Origin of the sequence: Neobacillus vireti, from assembly GCF_036962465.1 — a bacterium.
Lineage (GTDB): Bacteria > Bacillota > Bacilli > Bacillales > Cytobacillaceae > Neobacillus > Neobacillus vireti_B.
Window position 1 is genome coordinate 1 of sequence record NZ_JBALNF010000058.1, and the last position, 17,128, is coordinate 17,128.

At 38.5% G+C, this 17,128-nt stretch carries 15 protein-coding genes; 12 read left to right on the forward strand and 3 right to left on the reverse strand.

Features of this window, described 5'->3' with window-relative positions; all coding sequences use genetic code 11:
• Window positions 1-413 precede the first annotated feature (413 nt).
• The 5 genes from V7077_RS21455 (at window position 414) to V7077_RS21475 (ending at window position 5,936) form a co-directional block, all read left to right on the forward strand.
• Window positions 414-911, forward strand: a complete 498-nt coding sequence (locus V7077_RS21455) for a TRAP transporter small permease (RefSeq protein WP_335505694.1) — start codon at window positions 414-416, stop codon at window positions 909-911.
• A 1-nt stretch (window position 912) separates the two neighbouring features.
• Entirely contained in the window at window positions 913-2,208 is a 1,296-nt protein-coding gene (locus V7077_RS21460) for a TRAP transporter large permease (protein WP_335505696.1), read from the forward strand.
• A gap of 50 nt (window positions 2,209-2,258) precedes the next feature.
• On the forward strand, window positions 2,259-3,284 hold the full coding sequence (locus V7077_RS21465; protein ID WP_335505698.1) for a TRAP transporter substrate-binding protein: 1,026 nt from the start codon (window positions 2,259-2,261) through the stop codon (window positions 3,282-3,284).
• 94 nt (window positions 3,285-3,378) lie between these two features.
• Entirely contained in the window at window positions 3,379-5,208 is a 1,830-nt protein-coding gene (locus V7077_RS21470) for a sensor histidine kinase (protein ID WP_335505700.1), read from the forward strand.
• Complete coding sequence (locus tag V7077_RS21475) at window positions 5,205-5,936, forward strand: response regulator transcription factor (RefSeq protein WP_335505702.1); 732 nt, start codon at window positions 5,205-5,207, stop codon at window positions 5,934-5,936. The genes V7077_RS21470 and V7077_RS21475 overlap by 4 nt, the downstream gene beginning before the upstream one ends.
• 58 nt (window positions 5,937-5,994) lie before the next feature.
• Here the strand turns inward: V7077_RS21475 and V7077_RS21480 are convergent, their stop codons facing one another.
• Window positions 5,995-6,720 (reverse strand): MurR/RpiR family transcriptional regulator, encoded by a 726-nt coding sequence (locus V7077_RS21480; RefSeq protein WP_335505704.1) that lies wholly within the window; start codon window positions 6,718-6,720, stop codon window positions 5,995-5,997.
• Between the two features lie 236 nt (window positions 6,721-6,956).
• Here V7077_RS21480 and V7077_RS21485 point away from each other — a divergent pair, with 236 nt between their 5' ends.
• The 3 genes from V7077_RS21485 to V7077_RS21495 all read left to right on the forward strand — a co-directional run bounded on the left by V7077_RS21485 (window position 6,957) and on the right by V7077_RS21495 (window position 11,236).
• Complete coding sequence (locus V7077_RS21485) at window positions 6,957-8,399, forward strand: glycoside hydrolase family 1 protein (protein ID WP_335505707.1); 1,443 nt, start codon at window positions 6,957-6,959, stop codon at window positions 8,397-8,399.
• The gene (locus V7077_RS21490) at window positions 8,308-8,994 is read left to right on the forward strand and encodes a sulfite exporter TauE/SafE family protein (RefSeq protein ID WP_420489696.1); all 687 of its coding nucleotides are present in this window, start codon (window positions 8,308-8,310) and stop codon (window positions 8,992-8,994) included. Before V7077_RS21485 ends, V7077_RS21490 begins: the two co-directional genes overlap by 92 nt.
• 217 nt (window positions 8,995-9,211) lie before the next feature.
• Window positions 9,212-11,236: a glycoside hydrolase family 3 protein gene (locus V7077_RS21495; protein WP_335505710.1), complete on the forward strand. Its 2,025-nt coding sequence runs from the start codon at window positions 9,212-9,214 to the stop codon at window positions 11,234-11,236.
• 86 nt (window positions 11,237-11,322) lie between these two features.
• Here V7077_RS21495 and V7077_RS21500 read toward each other — a convergent pair whose 3' ends face one another.
• Both V7077_RS21500 and V7077_RS21505 read right to left on the reverse strand, forming a co-directional pair.
• The gene (locus V7077_RS21500; protein ID WP_335505712.1) at window positions 11,323-12,498 is read right to left on the reverse strand and encodes a sulfite reductase subunit alpha; all 1,176 of its coding nucleotides are present in this window, start codon (window positions 12,496-12,498) and stop codon (window positions 11,323-11,325) included.
• 396 nt (window positions 12,499-12,894) lie between these two features.
• A complete protein-coding gene (locus V7077_RS21505) occupies window positions 12,895-13,164 on the reverse strand; it encodes an endo-1,4-beta-xylanase (protein ID WP_420489694.1) in 270 nt (89 codons plus the stop codon).
• A gap of 737 nt (window positions 13,165-13,901) precedes the next feature.
• On the opposite strand from V7077_RS21505, the gene V7077_RS21510 reads away from it, so the two are divergent.
• The 4 genes from V7077_RS21510 (at window position 13,902) to V7077_RS21525 (ending at window position 17,089) form a co-directional block, all read left to right on the forward strand.
• Window positions 13,902-14,483, forward strand: a complete 582-nt coding sequence (locus V7077_RS21510) for a chromate transporter (protein WP_335505715.1) — start codon at window positions 13,902-13,904, stop codon at window positions 14,481-14,483.
• Complete coding sequence (locus V7077_RS21515; RefSeq protein ID WP_335505717.1) at window positions 14,480-15,010, forward strand: chromate transporter; 531 nt, start codon at window positions 14,480-14,482, stop codon at window positions 15,008-15,010. Before V7077_RS21510 ends, V7077_RS21515 begins: the two co-directional genes overlap by 4 nt.
• Before the next feature lie 340 nt (window positions 15,011-15,350).
• Complete coding sequence (locus V7077_RS21520; RefSeq protein ID WP_335505719.1) at window positions 15,351-16,160, forward strand: spore coat protein; 810 nt, start codon at window positions 15,351-15,353, stop codon at window positions 16,158-16,160.
• 131 nt (window positions 16,161-16,291) lie between these two features.
• The gene (locus tag V7077_RS21525) at window positions 16,292-17,089 is read left to right on the forward strand and encodes a hypothetical protein (RefSeq protein ID WP_335505722.1); all 798 of its coding nucleotides are present in this window, start codon (window positions 16,292-16,294) and stop codon (window positions 17,087-17,089) included.
• Window positions 17,090-17,128: the final 39 nt, after the last annotated feature.

Below are 17,128 nucleotides of genomic sequence, written 5' to 3' on the forward strand. Positions count from 1 at the left end.
GGAGTCAACTCGGACAAGCGATCTCATTTCTCAGGTGTCAGTGTCCAACTGGGGCCAACTTCCGAGAGGCGAGCCCAATTTCCAGTTGATCCAATATCAAGCAATTTCAAACAGACCAGCTCGATTTCCAGCTGGTCCAGTCCCAAAACCCCTTACTTAAATTTTTAACAATAGGTAAATGATTCCTTGTTCTCTTTGTTTAGAAAAGGACAACCGAATCATTTATCTATCGGCTGTTGAATGAAAACCATAAACATGGTAAGTTTAAATTATATTAATTCGTTTAATAAACTAATGAAAAAAATCCCTACCTAAAAAAATCACAAATTCTCCTAAAAAAACAACATTTAAAAACATTCATAAGGTCCGTAAAATAAAAAACAAGAAAACGTTTTCAAGTTGGAGGAAGGCTTATGAATGGTATAAAGAAGATCGGCCTGGTTATCGATGAAATTTTTGAAAAATTCACTTTACTGTCGTTGGTTGCCCTGATTTTAGTCGTAACTACCCAGGTAATGACACGAAAATTATTCAATTTTGTTTTCTTTTGGTCTGAGGAAATTACCCTTTTGCTGCTTGCCTGGTTTGCTTTTATGGCGATCGCCATTGGATTTCGCGAGTATATTCATATGGGAATTGATTCGTTTACCAATCTATTTCCAAAGAAATTTAATAAGATTTTAGACAAGATTATCAGTGCTTCGACTTTTGCCTTTGGGTTATATCTTGTCATTCAGGGCTGGGACTTTACCGTTTTGATGCTTGACTCTACCTTGCCGGCAACAAAGCTGCCAAGCAGTATAACCTACGCTGTCATGCCAGTGACAGGAGTAATGATTTGTGTCTATTCTCTTCTCCAATTCTTGAACATTCATACGAATCGTCATAAAGACCTAGAGGAGGGAATGTAGTATGGATACAAATACAATTGGCATTATTATCTTACTTTCAAGCTTTGTCCTATTAATCTTATTTCGATTTCCAATTGCCCTGACACTTATTGCTTCATCACTACTAACTGTTATTTACTTAAAGATTCCTCTTCCTGTCGTAGGGCAGCAAATGATCCAAGGTATGAATTCTTTTTCATTGCTTGCAATTCCTTTCTTTATCCTGACAGGGCAAATCATGAGTGAAGGCGGATTAGCTACGCGGATTGTCAATTTTGCCAGCTTAATGGTTGGCAGAATCCGCGGCGGACTTGCCATGGTTAACAGTGTGGCCGCCTTATTTTTTGGAAATATTTCTGGTTCTGCAGTTGCTGACGTTTCTTCGGTTGGTTCTGTCATGATTCCGATGATGAAAAAGAAGGGATATGAGGCAGATTATGCGGTTGGGGTTACCATCGCTTCTGCTATTCAAGGGGTTGTGGTACCGCCGAGTCATAATCTAGTTTTATATTCCTTAGCCGCCGGTGGTGTTTCGATTGCTAGTTTATTTATGGCAGGGATTGTTCCGGGATTTATCATGTTAATATCCTTAATGATAACGGGTTACATTATTGCCAGGAAACGAGGTTATCAAAAAGCGGACCCTGTACCTAGAGCTGAAATAGGCGGTATTATTTTACATGGCTTATTATCGCTAAGTCCAGCGGTTATCATCTTAGGTGGTATTTTGACCGGATGGTTTACCGCAACGGAGTCTGGTGCATTAGCTTGCTTATATTCTTTCATTCTAGCGTTTGTCGTTTATCGAGAAGCAAAAATAACGAATTTATGGAAAATCTTAACCCGGACAATGCGAACGGTTTCAATGGTGTTTTTCTTAATCGCTGCGTCTGCTTCCTTCGGCTGGATTTTAGCCTATTTAAAGGTACCTGCCATGGTAACGAATTTATTCTTAAGTATCTCTGATAATCCACTTATTATTCTCTTAATCATTAATATTTTGTTACTGCTGCTTGGTGCACCAATGGACATGGCCCCCATGATATTAATAATGACGCCTATCCTGCTTCCGGTCGTCACAAATTTTGGGATGGACCCTGTTCACTTTGGTATTGTCCTGATTTTAAATGCAGGGATTGGTCTTCTGACACCACCGGTAGGAACGGTGTTGTTCGTGGGCTGTGCAATTGGTAAGGTCTCGATCCAGCAAGGGACTAAGGCGATGATGCCATTTTTCTATGCACTACTTGTTGTTCTCTTAATTATTACCTATATTCCTGAGGTGGTTATGTGGCTTCCACATTTGTTAGTTAAGTAACCGAAGGAAAGGTAACAATAAATTTTTAAAACTATCAAGGGGGTTTTTAGATGAAGAAAAGAAAGATTACCAGTATTTTAGCAGCTACATTGTTAATGGGGACGATCCTCGCAGCCTGTGGTAAAGAAGAAGCATCAAGCACAAAGAGTGGAGGAACTAAGCAGGAGGAGCCAAAATATACCTTCCGCTTGGCTGACAATCAGCCACCTGATTATCCAACCGTTGTTGGGGACAAAAAGTTTGCTGAATTAGTGGAAGAAAGAACGAAAGGCCGAATTAAAATAGAGGTATTCCCATCGGCTCAATTAGGGGATGAAAAATCTGTCTTAGAACAGGTTCAGCTTGGCGCAATTGAGTTTACAAGAATCAATTCAAGCCCGCTTGCTGAATTTAATAGTCAGTTCACTGCACTTGGGCTTCCATATGTTTTTGAAAGTGAAGAGCATTTATGGAATTTCCTTAACGGAGAAATGGGGACAAAATTGTTAGATGGTTTAGAGCAGTCCAAAATGAAAGGGCTTGCGTATTATGATTCCGGTTCACGCAGCTTTTACTCTACTAAACCATTAAAAAGTGTGAAAGATCTCAAAGGGCAAAAAATTCGTGTGCAACAAAGTAAAATTAATATTGATTTCATGGAAGCTTTAGGTGCAAGTGCAACTCCAATGCCATATGGAGAGGTTTTCAGTGCTCTGCAAACAGGAATTATTGATGGTGCAGAAAATAATCTTCCTAGTTTAGACTCTTCCAATCATTATCAGGAAGCAAAAAACCTTATTTTAGACCATCATCAGCGGATTCCTGAAGTCCTTTTGATTAGTAAGGCTGCATGGGATAAGCTTTCTGAAAAGGATCAAAAATTGATTAAACAGGCAGCCCTTGATTCTGTGAAAACACAAAGAGAAGAGTGGGATAAATGGGAAGAGCGTTCCACTAAGAAACTAAAGGATGCGGGTGTAGTCTTCACAGAGGTTAAGGATATTCAACCATGGAAAGATGCCGTTAAACCGATGGTGGATTCGTATTCAAAAGAGTATAAAGAAGTCATGGATGCGATTGAAAAAGCCCGTCCATAATTAATAGCCGTGTGCTTAATAACCTAGTTGGGAAAAGTTCTTTTTCCAGCTAGGTCTTTTCTGTTTGAAAAATACAACCTGTTGGGAATGAAAAATGATGAGGAAACTGAAAGAATGGATTAAAACATATATACTCTTGAAAAATCAATCATTAATGATCAAACTCTGCGTTTTTTCTAGTTTTCTCGTTATTTTTCCTGTTCTTTCAGTCGGAGTCTTCTCCTATAAACGTTCATCTGTTGAGCTTGAGAATGAGCTCAGGCAATCAAGCAGACAAGTCATCGACCAAGTACAGACGCATATTGAATACTATTTACAGGATTTTGAGATTACCAGCCTCAAAATAATTAATTCGCCGGAATTATCAAGTCTATTAAAATCATCTGAATCAGTTCCTAAACAAAGCATGATTGAGGCTACCCGGGGCACCTTAAAGGCGGCAGAGTACTCAAGGGCTGATATAAGTAATATCACCATCTTATTAGATAACGTACAAGTCATCGATACCCTTGGAACGAGAAATTATTATCCCGCCCCCAAAATCAAAGAGGAGTACTGGTATCGGTTGGTTCCACTTAATGGGATGAGTATGCTAGTGACGAGAAAGTTGACATTAGCCAATAATGAGCAGCCTGTCATTTCACTTGTCAGGCGGCTATATAATCCGCGTACACTTATGCCGGTCGGAATGCTCATCATCGATATTAATTTTAGACGAATTGAGGAAATATCGAATAAAGTAACGATCAGCAAAAACGGTTATTTTTTTATCCTCGATGCAAATGGCCATTATGTGTACCATCCCGATTATACAAAACTTGGTAAAAAGGTAGAATACAAGCAGCTAGTTAACCTAAAAACAGAGGGAAGCGATACGGAAATATTAGATAATAAGCGCAAAGATTTTGTTACGTTTACTTTTTCGCAAAATCTTGGCTGGCGGTTTCTGACAGCAGTCCCATACCGTGATTTAACTGGCGGGATAATTCAGATCGAGAAAACGATATCTACTACGATTATGGTTTCGTTAATTTTTGCCTACTTAATTGGGTTCGGATTCGCAACTAGTATTATTCGGCCAATTCGCCGTCTTCAGCATTTTATGAAGGAAGTAGAGACAGGTCAACTTGAAGGCAGTGTCTTTGTGGATTCAAATGATGAAATTGGTCAATTAACGGCAGGATTTAATAATACGGTTAAAAAATTGGCTCATTTGCTTGACGAAGTATATGTATCTAAATTAAGAGAAGCAGAAATGTCCCTCAAACAAAAAGAAGTCGAATTAAAAATGCTTCAATCGCAAATGAATCCTCACTTCCTCTATAATTCACTCGAGACGATTAGGGGAATGGCATTGGAGGAAAATCAGGAAAATATCGCCGTTATGTCCTATTCTCTTGGAAAATTGCTCCGCTACAATTTAAATAATCAACCTTCGACGGTCAGTCTGCGAGAGGAAATAAATTTTTGCGAAATGTACCTTCAGATTCAAAAATTTCGCTTTGAGGACCGTTTTGATTATCAGTTTGATGTTCCCGAATGGGCAATGGAACTTACGGCCATTAAGTTTTCCCTGCAGCCATTGGTAGAAAATTGCTTTATACATGGTCACAATGCCGGAGTTAGAAAAATTAAAATTGTGATTTCTGTATCCCGTTATTCTGAATCATCTTATGTAATCAGTATTTGCGATAATGGGAAGGGAATAGAGGAAGGGCATTTAGAAGAAATCAGAAATAGAATAAACCTATTAACACCAGCTAAAGATGGGAAGAATATAGGGATTTTAAATGTACACCAAAGGATTCATTATTTATTTGGTTCGAAGTATGGTATCAAGCTTAGAAGTAAATTTGGTTCCGGGACAAAGGTATTGATTCATTTACCGATTTTGGATCAGAAGATGGAGGGGGAGAGACCATGAAGAAAAGCATCTTGTTGGTAGATGACGAAAGATGGGTTCGTACTGCTCTCAAATGGACCATAAATAAGTTGAATCTGCCATTACATGTTGCACACGAATGTGAAAATGGCCTGGAAGCACTCGATTGGATAAAGCTAAATGATGTGGATCTTATCCTATCCGATATACGGATGCCAATCATGGACGGACTTTCATTTGTCAAAGAATTAAGTCATTTGAGAAAGAAACAGGATGTTATTGTGATCAGTGTACATGACGAGTTTCAATTTGTTCAACAGGCACTAAGAACAGGAGTAATTGATTATCTGCTCAAACCAGTCGAAGAAACGGAACTAAGAGCATGCCTAGAAAAATGGCTGGAAAAATTAGCTAAAGACTTGGACATCCAAACGGTAGATGAAAGTCTTCCTTCTTCAACGATTGAAAGAGTATTACAGTATATAGAAAAAACACCTTTAGACCAAATCACACTAAAAGATGCAGCTGAAAGTGTACATATGAATCCAAGTTACCTAAGTCAGTTATTTAAGCAGCAACTGAACAAAAAATTCGTTGATTATATTACGGAGCTGCGGATTGAGGAAAGCAAACGGCTGTTACTGCATACGACCTTACGTATGTCAGAAATTGCGGACCGGGTTGGCTATTCTGATTTAGCCTATTTTAGTAATAACTTTAAGAAAATAACAGGCTGCTCCCCATCAGAATTCCGGAAATCAGCCATGTGAAATTAACTATCGTTAAAACTATAGCTGCCGGATCGGCGGCTTGTCTTTTGAAAATGAGCTATTGATTAAGCTGATAAATTTCACGAGCCAAGGCTTCAAGAATATAAACAACGGGCACTTGTGTGGTAATATTCGCTTCTTCAATGAATTCTTCCGTTACATAGTAAGAAATATTTAGGTCGGAAATTTTTGCAACGGTTGAGAGTTTATTGTTGGTTATACTAATAATTTTACTTCCCTCTTGTTTCAGTTGATGGAGATGTGTAATCGTAAAATTAGTTTCTCCTGAGACTGATAGGGCAATGATGACACTATTCGTCCTGAGCTTAGAGTGAATGGGGAAGTGTGGGTCTTTTATATACATAGATAATTTACCTAAACTTGAGAAGTATCGTGCCCCATATTCTGCCAGGATTCCTGAGCTTCCTATCCCAATAAAAATGACATTGTCCGCTTTTGCTACGATAGTTGCAGCATTCTTGATTTTTTCCTCTAATTCCCCTTTTAATGTCCGCTCAAAAAATTCAACTAACGAATGTTGGGGACTTTTAATAATTGTCTTTTTCTTCTCTTCTAAGTTTATTTTAAGTTTTACTTTAAATTCAGAGAAACCCTCGCAATTTACTTTTCGACAAAAACGTAAAATAGTCGCAGTTGAGACATGGGTTTCATCTGCAAGCTCACGGATTCGCATGTAGGCCACTTTATCACTGTTTTGAATGATGTAGTTGTATAGAGAAGTTTCTAATTCATTGAAAGACGCAATTATTTCATTTGAAAACATTACTGTTGGTTATCCCTTCTTTAAAAAAGTCGTACTTCATTTTAACATAATCATTTAAATGTTACACAGTGTTACATCTTTGTCACGAGTGACTTCCAGTGAAAATAAGAACTAGATCATTTGAGCTTATTTACTATCTTGTAAAATATCGATACGATTCATTAGGAAGACTGAGATTAAATGTCGACAACTTAACAAATAGTAATTACTATGGAAAAAATAGAGGGGGTACCCAAATGGAAAATTATCATTTTCCAAACGGTTTTTTATGGGGAGGCGCCACAGCAGCCAACCAAATGGAAGGTGGATATAAAGAAGGAAATAAAGGACTAAATATTGCTGACGTCCTGCCAGGTGGAAAAGAACGTTATAAGGTCCTTTTAAATCCAGGATTTGATTTTGAAATCCACCCTGAAAAATACAGCTATCCCAATCATGAAGCAATTGATTTTTATCATCGGTATAAGGAAGATATAGCCCTGTTTGCTGAAATGGGTTTTAAGGCCTTCCGGATGTCGATTGCCTGGACAAGAATTTTCCCAAATGGTGATGAACTAGAGGCCAATGAAGAAGGTTTGGCCTTCTATGATCGGGTGTTTGATGAACTGCAAAAGTATGGGATCGAGCCAGTGGTTACCATCTCACACTATGAAATGCCCCTTCATCTTGTAAAGGAATATGGCGGCTGGAGAAACCGCCAAGTGGTGACTTTCTTTGAAAGATACGCAAAGACTGTACTCAATCGATATAAAAATAAAGTCAAGTACTGGATGACTTTTAATGAAATCAATAGCGGCTTGGTTATGCCGATTCAAGGTCTTGGTTTTTCGATTCAAAAAGAAGAGGATAAATTCCAGCCAACTTTCCAGGCGTACCATCATCAATTTCTTGCTAGCGCAATCGCCGTCAAAGCGTGCCATGAGATCATTCCAAATTCGCAAATCGGCTGTATGATCCTCTATGCTCCTGTCTATGCTTTTGATAGTAATCCTGAAAATGTACTTTATTCCCTTCAGGAAGAACAACTATTTAATTATTTTTGTGGAGATGTGCAAGTACGCGGTGAGTATCCAGCCTTCATTAAGCGCTACTTTAAGGAACATCAAATTGAAATAGAGATTCAAGATGGCGACTTAGATATAATTAAGGAAGGTAAGGTTGATTATATCGGCTTTAGTTATTATATGTCGAGGACTGAAAAGAAGGTAAAATCAAAAGATGAGGCGTCACAAGGAAATATCATTGGCGGAGTGAAAAATCCATTCCTAAAAGCAAGTGATTGGGGCTGGGAAATTGACCCTGTAGGATTACGGATTTCTCTCAATAAACTTTATGACCGTTACCAAATTCCACTCTTTATTGTAGAAAATGGTTTGGGTGCCTATGACAAGGTAGAAGAAGACGGGTCGATAAATGATGACTACCGCATTGATTATTTGCGTGAACACGTCCAGGCAATGGGTGAAGCCATTGAAGATGGTGTTGAACTGATGGGCTATACCACTTGGGGCTGTATAGATATGGTCAGTATGTCTTCAGGTGAGTTTTCTAAACGATATGGCTTTATTTATGTGGACAAACATGATGATGGAAGCGGGACATTGGAACGCAAAAAGAAAAAGTCTTTCTACTGGTATAAGGACGTTATCTCGACAAACGGTGAAAATATCGGCAGGTAATTATTTGCCCTTTCCTGCCGCGACAACTTTTTTCTTAAAACTCGGTTTAGTAAATAAAACACTAATCGCCTATATGGGAACCAGTATTCTTTTGGGAAGTTTTTTTGGCAGTTTCGGTTCGACTAATATGCCGGAGAGTGGAATTAATCTCGTTTATGGAATCCTAGCACTTATTGCAGTTGTCATGATATTTGTTCCTAAAAAAGGGATTGATGATATTCCTTTAGAACAAGTCAAATTTAACAAATGGCTTGCGGCATTATTTGCTTTCTTTATAGGAATTGGGGCTGGCATTGTAGGAGCGGGAGGAGCGTTTTTGTTAGTACCAATCATGCTGGTGGTTTTAAAGATTCCAACAAGAATGACCATTGCCTCCTCTTTAGCTATTACCTTTATTTCATCAATTGGAACCGTTTCAGGAAAAATAACAACTGGGCAAGTGGCCATTCTACCGCTCATTATGGTTGTTGCCAGTTTAATTGCTTCACTGATAGGAGCAAGTGCAGGAAAAAAAGTAAATACAAAAGTATTACAAATCATTATGGGGATTCTAATTTTAGCCACAGCAGTGAAGACATGGATGACAATATTGTAAGTTAAGGATTGCTATATAGGCAGTCCTTCTTTATTTTTTCTAAATATTAAAAAAACACAAATTAATCTAAAAAAACTCTCTACTAGTCAAGAAATGAAAGATTATAAAATGAAAAAGAATTGGAAGCGTTTTCTTAAATGAGGAGGTGATGATGGACTGTAAATATTAGGACGATCTTTTTTGTAAAAACTAAACAGGTAAAAGGGGAGGAAAAGATTTGAAACGATTTTCAAAAAGAACAGCATCTTTAACACTTGCAGCCTTAATGCTATCATCGTCGGTCATTCCTTTTGCAAGTGCAGAGCAGGGGAAATCAAATGGGAATAAACAAAATGCTCCTGAGATAACTGCGACGGCGAAAAACATACTTGTTATAGGGGACAAGCAATTCAAAGACCTTAATAACAATGGCCGGCTTGATCCATATGAAAACTGGCAGCTGCCTACTGAAGTACGGGTCAAAGATCTTGTTAAAAAAATGACCCTTGAGGAAAAAGCGGGAATGATGCTGATAACAGAATTCCCAGCTTTTAAGGATAACAAGTTAGTGCTGCCAAATAAATTAATTGACCAAAATACCCGTTATTACATTTTCCGGCAAACCCCAACTGTTGATACTATCGCGTCATATAATAATCAGCTTCAAGAAGCGGCAGAGGGATCGAGATTAGGGATTCCTATTGTCATTACCTCCAATCCACGGAATCATGCATCTACTGATTATACGAATAGCAGTGAAGGGGCCGGTTTACATTCCTTTTGGCCAGGGCCATTAGGGCTTGCGGCAACCCGTGATACCAGTTTAGTCAAGGATTTTGCTGAAACTGCGTCGAAAGAATGGAGAGCGGCAGGAATTCGCAAGGTATATGGATACACAGCAGATATTGCGACCGATCCACTTTGGGCTCGAATTGAAGATACGTTTGGTGAACAGCCTGCTCTTGCGTCAGGCATGATTTATAACGTCATCAAGGGTTTCCAAGGAGATGAGTTGGGTAAAGACAGTGTCGCCATTACTGTTAAGCATTTCCCTGGCGGCGGGGCACGCGACAATGGCCTTGATCCACATTTTCCGGAAGGCAAATTCAATCCATATCCGACTGCTGGAAGTTTGTTAAAATATCATCTTCCAAGCTTTAGAGCGGCCATTTCAGCTGGTGTGTCCTCGGTAATGCCTTATTATGCTTATCCAAGCAATACTAGTGCTGACCAAGGGTTACCATGGTTTACCCCTACCCAGCAATTTGAGGAAGTTGGCTTTGCTTTGAACAAAGCGATTATTACCGATCTCCTTCGTGGGCAGCTTGGGTTCAAGGGTTATGTTAACTCTGATACAGGCGCGGTCGGTAATAATGCTTGGGGAGCTGAAAGCTTAACGTCTGAACAAAAATTTGCAAAAGCTATTAATGCTGGTACGAATATTATCTCTGGCGCTTCTGATCCCACACCAATCATCAATGCAGTAAAACATGGCATACTTAAGGAAGAAAAGGTCGATCAATCTGTTTCATTTTTACTATCTGAGATGATGAAATTGGGTCTTTTTGAAAACCCTTACGTAGATGGACAGCATGCCCTTAATGTAGTGAATAATCCAGAAACACAGAAAAAGGCGGATGCAGCTCATAGAAAGTCCCTTGTATTAATGCGTAACGATAAAATTAATGGTCAGAATGTTCTTCCATTAAGTGATGGACAAATAAACAATGTAAAGCTTTATGTTGAAATGTTTCCAGGTGGAAATAACGCAGCGGCCACGAAGAAATTAAGAGAAACCATTCAAAAATATGACCCTTCAATCACTGTAACAGATAATCTTGCAGAAGCCACACATGCATTCGTCTGGGTTCGACCTGTTCAATCAAACTGGGACAATAACCCTCGGATTTCAGTAGGTCCTGAAACAGGCATTGCAAATGTCGACCGGATCATCGAAATTCAGAAAACTGTACCGACCATTACAGCTATTAATTTCACGAATCCATGGTTAATAGACCAAATTGAACCGAATGCAGCTGCAGTGGTTGCGACGTTTGGAACGAAAGCAGAGGCAATTGTTGATGTCATTCGCGGCAAATTCAATCCGACTGGAAAACTTCCATTCACCATTCCAGCGAATAAAGCAGCTGTTGACAACGAGGTAGGAGATATACCTGGATATGAAGAAGATCCATCTTATGTTTATAAAAATAAGAGTGGGGACAAGTACGGATTTGATTTTGGATTGAATTATAAACAATGATGTTGAGTAGCGGAAAAGAATAGGGAAAAAAGTGACTCCACTAAATCTTAGCTGGAGTCACTTTTTTTGATTAACACTAATTTATTTTAATAGACATCTCGCTGGTAACGGCCTTGCGTCTTCATATTATTCAGATAGGCTTCTGCTTGTTCAGGAGTCCGTGATCCTTCTTTTTCAATAACACTTAAGAGTGCGCTGTGGACATCTTTCGCCATAAATTGCTTATCTCCACAAACATAAAAGTATGCTCCGTTTTCCAGCCATTCAAATAGTTCCTTACTGTTTTCCAGCATTTTATGTTGGACATATACTTTTTCTGCAGAATCACGGGAGAAGGCAGTTTCTAATTTGGTTAGTACGCCATCTTTTTGATATTTTTCTAACTCATCTTGATAAAGAAAATCGGATGCAGCATGTTGATCTCCAAAAAATAGCCATGACTTTCCAGTTGCTTTATTCACCGCACGTTCTTCAATAAACGAACGGAATGGCGCAATGCCTGTCCCTGGACCCACCATAATAATATCTTTTTCTTGTGTTTCTGGGAGATGAAAGTGTTTATTTGGCTGCACGAACACTGGTAGTGTATCCCCTTCTTGAATACGTTCGGCAACTTGAACAGAACAAACCCCTTTACGATCGCGTCCATTAGCGTGGTAACGGACAGCACCGATGGTTAGATGTACTTCACCTGGGTGGGCCGCTATACTGCTTGCGATGGAATAGAGACGTGGAGTCATTTTTCTTAATAAAGAAACAATCTCTTGAGCAGAACCTTTCCAAGGGCCAAAATCTTTTAATAGATCAAGCAAATCGCGGCCGTTGGTATATTCTTTCAGCTGGTTTGCATTTTCGATTAATACAAGAGATTTTAGCTCTTCATTTTCTGTCAATTCAGCTGCCGCTTGAAGAATTTTTTTTGATAATAAGGTAATTTCAAAGTAGTCGGTTAACGCCTCCATTAATGGAAGTGTTTCACCTTGTTTATTAATGGTGACAACGGTTTTTTCATCCCAATTCATTTCTTGAAGTAGTGAAGTCACAAGTTCCGGATCATTCTTTGGGATAATTCCAAGGGCATCACCTGGATTATAGGAAAGACCTGAACCTTCCAGTGATAACTCAATATGCCTTGTTTCCTTACTAGAGCCTGGCCCATTTAAATTTACGTTTCTAAGAGCTTTTGCTGGAAAAGGATTCGTTCTTGAATACGTGATTGGGACTTTTTTATCTTCTTCATTTTTATTTACAGTTAGTTGCATGATCGTCACCTCTAAATGATATGTGTTATAATTATTAGTTTGAAAAGTTGTTTTTTCTTCGATACACCTTCCATTATATCTAAATAACATTAATTTTCCCTTAAAAATGGCTTATAAAATTTTTTAATTATTAAGATAAAATTGTGAATTTAATTTTAGCATGAAAATCAATCTTAAAAAATAGGGATTTACCAAAATTTTAGATTTTTTTGTGAAAACACTTACATTGTTGAATAGTTTTATTGTTTTTGTATTAGACTTGATAGAACAAAAAAGCAAGAATATTTTAGGAAAAATGAAAGGAGAAGTAGTGTATTAATGTTCTCCTCAATAGTATTTCAGCTATGGTAGGTAATAAAAAAATCAGCTCCAAAACGAGCTGATTTTAAAAGGTAATTATTTATGGTCAATTATTGCCCAATAAGCTGGTTTCACATTGTTATCTGGATCGAAAACAAAGGGTGCATCAGCACCAACACCGCCATTGTATTGTTGAGCACGATCGTTAAGCCATGTGTGGCTGTCTGTTACGCCCCAGAAAGTCACATTGCTGATTTTATCACCTAATTTTTCATAAAGCTTGAACAATTGGTCGTAACGGTCAGCTTGTTCTTCTAATTTATCCGCTGGAATCATCCCATAGGTTTCATACGCAGGTTTTGGCATCCATTTTCCATTTTTATCCACGAAGAACCAATTTGGTATCTGCTGATGCCAAACAAGGTTAAATCAGTTCTTTTGTATTGGGTTTGAAGAATTAAAAAAGTTGATTTCTGTGCAAAATTTCCTATTAATCTTTCCATTGTTCGGATAGTGATTTGCAAATTAGTAGCAAAACAAAGTCTATTAGATAAACTAAGATTGTATTTCCGTTTGTGAAACTAACCAAAAACATTTTAATCTTTAGATTCGTATTGAACCAATATCAACCAAGATAACAAAAATGATGTTTTTTACAAAAACATCTGGCTTTTCCTATCGTTGTGGTGAAATAATAAAACAAAAGGATTTGGCCTTCACACAATAAGGAAAATCCAAGGAAGAAAGCCGGCTTATTTATCAACGGAATGTTGGGAAGACTTTATGGGGGGCCAGCCTTTTTTAGTTTATGGTACAATGGGCAGAGAAGGCCAACCGGCAACCCCAAGCGGCCCTTGTGAAAATGGTTTCTTGATTACCTTATCCCATTCAGGCAGCGATAGAGGTCCAAGGTGGTTATTGGCGTAGGGCGCAGCCTCTAATTCAGTTAAAATCGAAGGCCGAGTCCCGAATGGAATAAGCGAATCCAAGAAGAAATGGAGCAGCGTCGGGATTTATTTCTTTAAAGTATGAATTTACTAGTCCAAGAGCTTTTTAATTTACATTGATGAAAAGAAGCAAATGAGAAAAAAGGTGATTTAACAGTGAAACTTCAATGGGATTTATTTATCGCATTTTTCAGATCCGGATTATTAGGCTTTGGAGGTGGACCATCCGCCATCCCACTCGTACATAAAGAAGTAGTGGGTACGTTTAAATGGATGAGTGATCAAGATTTTAGTGATATCTTGGCACTTGCCAACACGCTGCCTGGACCAATTGCCACCAAAATGTCTGGCTATATCGGCTACCGGCTCGGCGGAATTATGGGAATGATTAATGCAATTTTGGCGACCGTTTTACCAACCATACTGATGATGCTTGTCTTGTTAACTTCCTTTAATCAGTTTAAGGATAATCCTAGAGTCCAAGGGATGACGGGTGCCGTAGTGCCGATTGTGGGTGTAATGATGGGTACCTTAACATGGGAGTTCTTGAAAAAATCAAAGAGTGGCTGGGGCTGGAAAAAAGGTCTCCTCCTGCTGGCCGGTAGTTTTATCGTGATGGAAATCTTTCATGTCCATCCAGGAATTGTGGTTGGCGTATTGCTGATTGCGGCGTTAGTTATCCCCGATAAAAAAGAAAAACTGGAAATTCCAATTAATGAAAAAAGTGAGAGCTTATGATTTATTTACAAATATTTATCGCATTTTTTATACCGAGTATTGTTGGATATGGGGGCGGCCCTGCGTCCATTCCCTTAATCGAACATGAGGTGGTCAGTCGTTATGGCTGGGTCACAACGAGTGAATTTAGTGAGATTTTAGCGTTAGCGAATGCATTACCAGGGCCCATCGCCACCAAGATGGCCGGCTATATTGGCTTTGATGTAGGCGGGGTGGCAGGAGCGGTGATTGCTGAATTTGCCACCATTGCACCGTCCCTAATTTTAATGATTGTCCTATTACAGTTAATCTTCAAATATAAAGATTCACCAAGAGTAAAGCGATTATCCAAAATCGTTGTGCCAACGGTAGCGATTTTAATGGCAGGTCTTACTTTTGACTTTTTTAAAACTTCCTTTAGTTCTAATGGGTTGGTTCAAACCATTATAATTGCTGTAGTTAGTTTATTATTATTGGAAAAATGGAAGGTGCATCCTGCCTTCGTGATTGTAGGCGGATTAGCCTATGGTGCACTATTTTTAAGTTAGTTAAGAACAAAAGCGAAAGCGCCTTGGTCAGCCCCGACAAGCATAAGACGAGCCGTCCAAAAGGTTGCTTTTTAACCTTTTGGACGGATTGGCTGTAGACCATAGGGGCTAGGCGCTGGAGCTGGACGATTCTAAACCTGTAAATAATTATCCACAAGTAATAAATCTATAATTCCTATAACATAGAAAACGTCATTCTATCTGGCAAAACAGATTGAGTGACGTTTTTTTAGCTTAAAAATCCTAAATTTACCACTAAGGAAAAATCAAGGAGACACATACAAGCGCGGTTTCATGAGGATAATACTTTTGTTAAAGAAAACAAAAGGGAGTGTTTTTGATGCCATTCGGAGCACATGAAGCAATGGAAGTCCATGAAATATTAACTGAAAAAATTAATATGATTAACCATTTTAATCTATATGCAAAACAAGCGAAAAACCCACAGTTAAAAGAAATGATTCATCGTCACTTACAAGAAGAAATTAAATCCTATGATACGGTGGTCTCGTATACACATGATTATCAAAATTTCGCGCCAATGTCGGCAAATACTCATGTCGGTACCGTAAAACCTAATCAAATTCAATATGGGTTAGATAATCCAAGCATGGTAACCCCTGAGACCAGTACAACGTTTAATGACTATGAAATCGCCAGTGCCTTGCTGATCTGTCATAAGAATGGTGCAGCAAATGGAGTAAAGGCTAGTTTAGAAATTGCCGACCCTAATCTTCGTCAAGTTCTCTTAAATGGAGCAGTTAACTGTGTGAATCAAGCCTATGAAGTATTTTTATTTATGAACCAGCAGGGGCAGTACCAGATCCCTACAATGAGAGATCATACGGCGAAAACTTATTTACACACTTTTCAGCCAGTTAATGAATCATTAAAAGCTCAGTATATGGTTAATCCTGGTCAAACTCAAAGTATTGATCAAGGGATGATGGTTAACAACATGATGGGCGGCACTCAAATGAACCAACCGACACATGTTTCAAGATCAAGCCAAAATATGATGCCGATGGGCCAAGTTGGCGGAATATCCACTGGAGCCATGCAACAGCAACATGTTCAAAACCCAATGTATGGTCAAATGAAGGACAATCAAGCTAATATGCAGAACGGCTCGCAGTATTTTAATCATTAAATTTTTTCCTAAGTGGACATGGCAGATTGATACCATGTCTACTTTTGTTTCATGATTATTTACAATTGTAGAGGATTGTCCCATTCCATTTATTCATCTGCGAATATCATTTATAAAGGCAGGTGAAAGAGTTGTATTTAGTTGGTTTTTATTCTCCAAAAGCAAAATCAGGAGTAACCGAATTGTCTGTTTCCATTTATCATTGGTTAAAAACAAACACTAATTTATCTGTTGCTTTCATTTCTTATGGCTCCTTAGAGAGAGAAAATCCTTCGAATGAATTAATCCATGAATTCTCTAAATTGTCCGTTACCGAACAAAAGCGAAAAGTCAAACAAATGAAGAAAGCCCATGATATTACCATTTACGATGCATCAAGCCAATTATCAGCTGGGGTATTGAGGCTTTTACCCATCGTGGACCGTTTGTTTGTGGTCGGGGAAGAACATAAAGAATTTGCGTACAATCTCCAGCAAATCATCCAATTTGATAAAATATTTGATAGAAACGTTAAAAGTTTCATTGCACATTTAAGAGGAAATAAAACCTTTATTCTTCAGGAAAGTAAGGATAACCATGTCATCGGATTTAATTATTCTAAGCAGGATACAGATGATATCGGCCAAATGATCTATTCTGATTATGTAACACATTACTTAAACGAAAAATTAATCGATAAAAACGAGAAGGTCTTTCGAAAAATCAAGAAGATCCCTAGGGAAGGCTTCGCTTATGGCCTTTATGAATTGGGACTTGATTACGAAAAAGCTATGCTTTATGAAAGATACATTAAATTCCGTGAACTTATGGGGCAGACCTACGAAGACGCACTTGAAGACCTCTTCCCCCTATTCATGCACACCCCCTTCCCACAAATCCTCGACAAACTTCAAGCCGAACTCTACATGATCTCCAAACTCAATTTCTAACTTTTAGGGTGCCTGTCACCATTTGTACTGCCAGGATGT

Coding starts and splice junctions, on each gene's coding strand:
- V7077_RS21505 (WP_420489694.1), bottom strand. CDS start 13,164: ATGCCAAAACCTGCGTATGAAACCTATGGGATGATTCCAGCGGATAAA.
- V7077_RS21455 (WP_335505694.1), top strand. CDS start 414: ATGAATGGTATAAAGAAGATCGGCCTGGTTATCGATGAAATTTTTGAA.
- V7077_RS21475 (WP_335505702.1), top strand. CDS start 5,205: ATGAAGAAAAGCATCTTGTTGGTAGATGACGAAAGATGGGTTCGTACT.
- V7077_RS21485 (WP_335505707.1), top strand. CDS start 6,957: ATGGAAAATTATCATTTTCCAAACGGTTTTTTATGGGGAGGCGCCACA.
- V7077_RS21470 (WP_335505700.1), top strand. CDS start 3,379: ATGATGAGGAAACTGAAAGAATGGATTAAAACATATATACTCTTGAAA.
- V7077_RS21490 (WP_420489696.1), top strand. CDS start 8,308: ATGGAAGCGGGACATTGGAACGCAAAAAGAAAAAGTCTTTCTACTGGT.
- V7077_RS21500 (WP_335505712.1), bottom strand. CDS start 12,498: ATGCAACTAACTGTAAATAAAAATGAAGAAGATAAAAAAGTCCCAATC.
- V7077_RS21465 (WP_335505698.1), top strand. CDS start 2,259: ATGAAGAAAAGAAAGATTACCAGTATTTTAGCAGCTACATTGTTAATG.
- V7077_RS21480 (WP_335505704.1), bottom strand. CDS start 6,720: ATGTTTTCAAATGAAATAATTGCGTCTTTCAATGAATTAGAAACTTCT.
- V7077_RS21520 (WP_335505719.1), top strand. CDS start 15,351: ATGCCATTCGGAGCACATGAAGCAATGGAAGTCCATGAAATATTAACT.
- V7077_RS21515 (WP_335505717.1), top strand. CDS start 14,480: ATGATTTATTTACAAATATTTATCGCATTTTTTATACCGAGTATTGTT.
- V7077_RS21460 (WP_335505696.1), top strand. CDS start 913: ATGGATACAAATACAATTGGCATTATTATCTTACTTTCAAGCTTTGTC.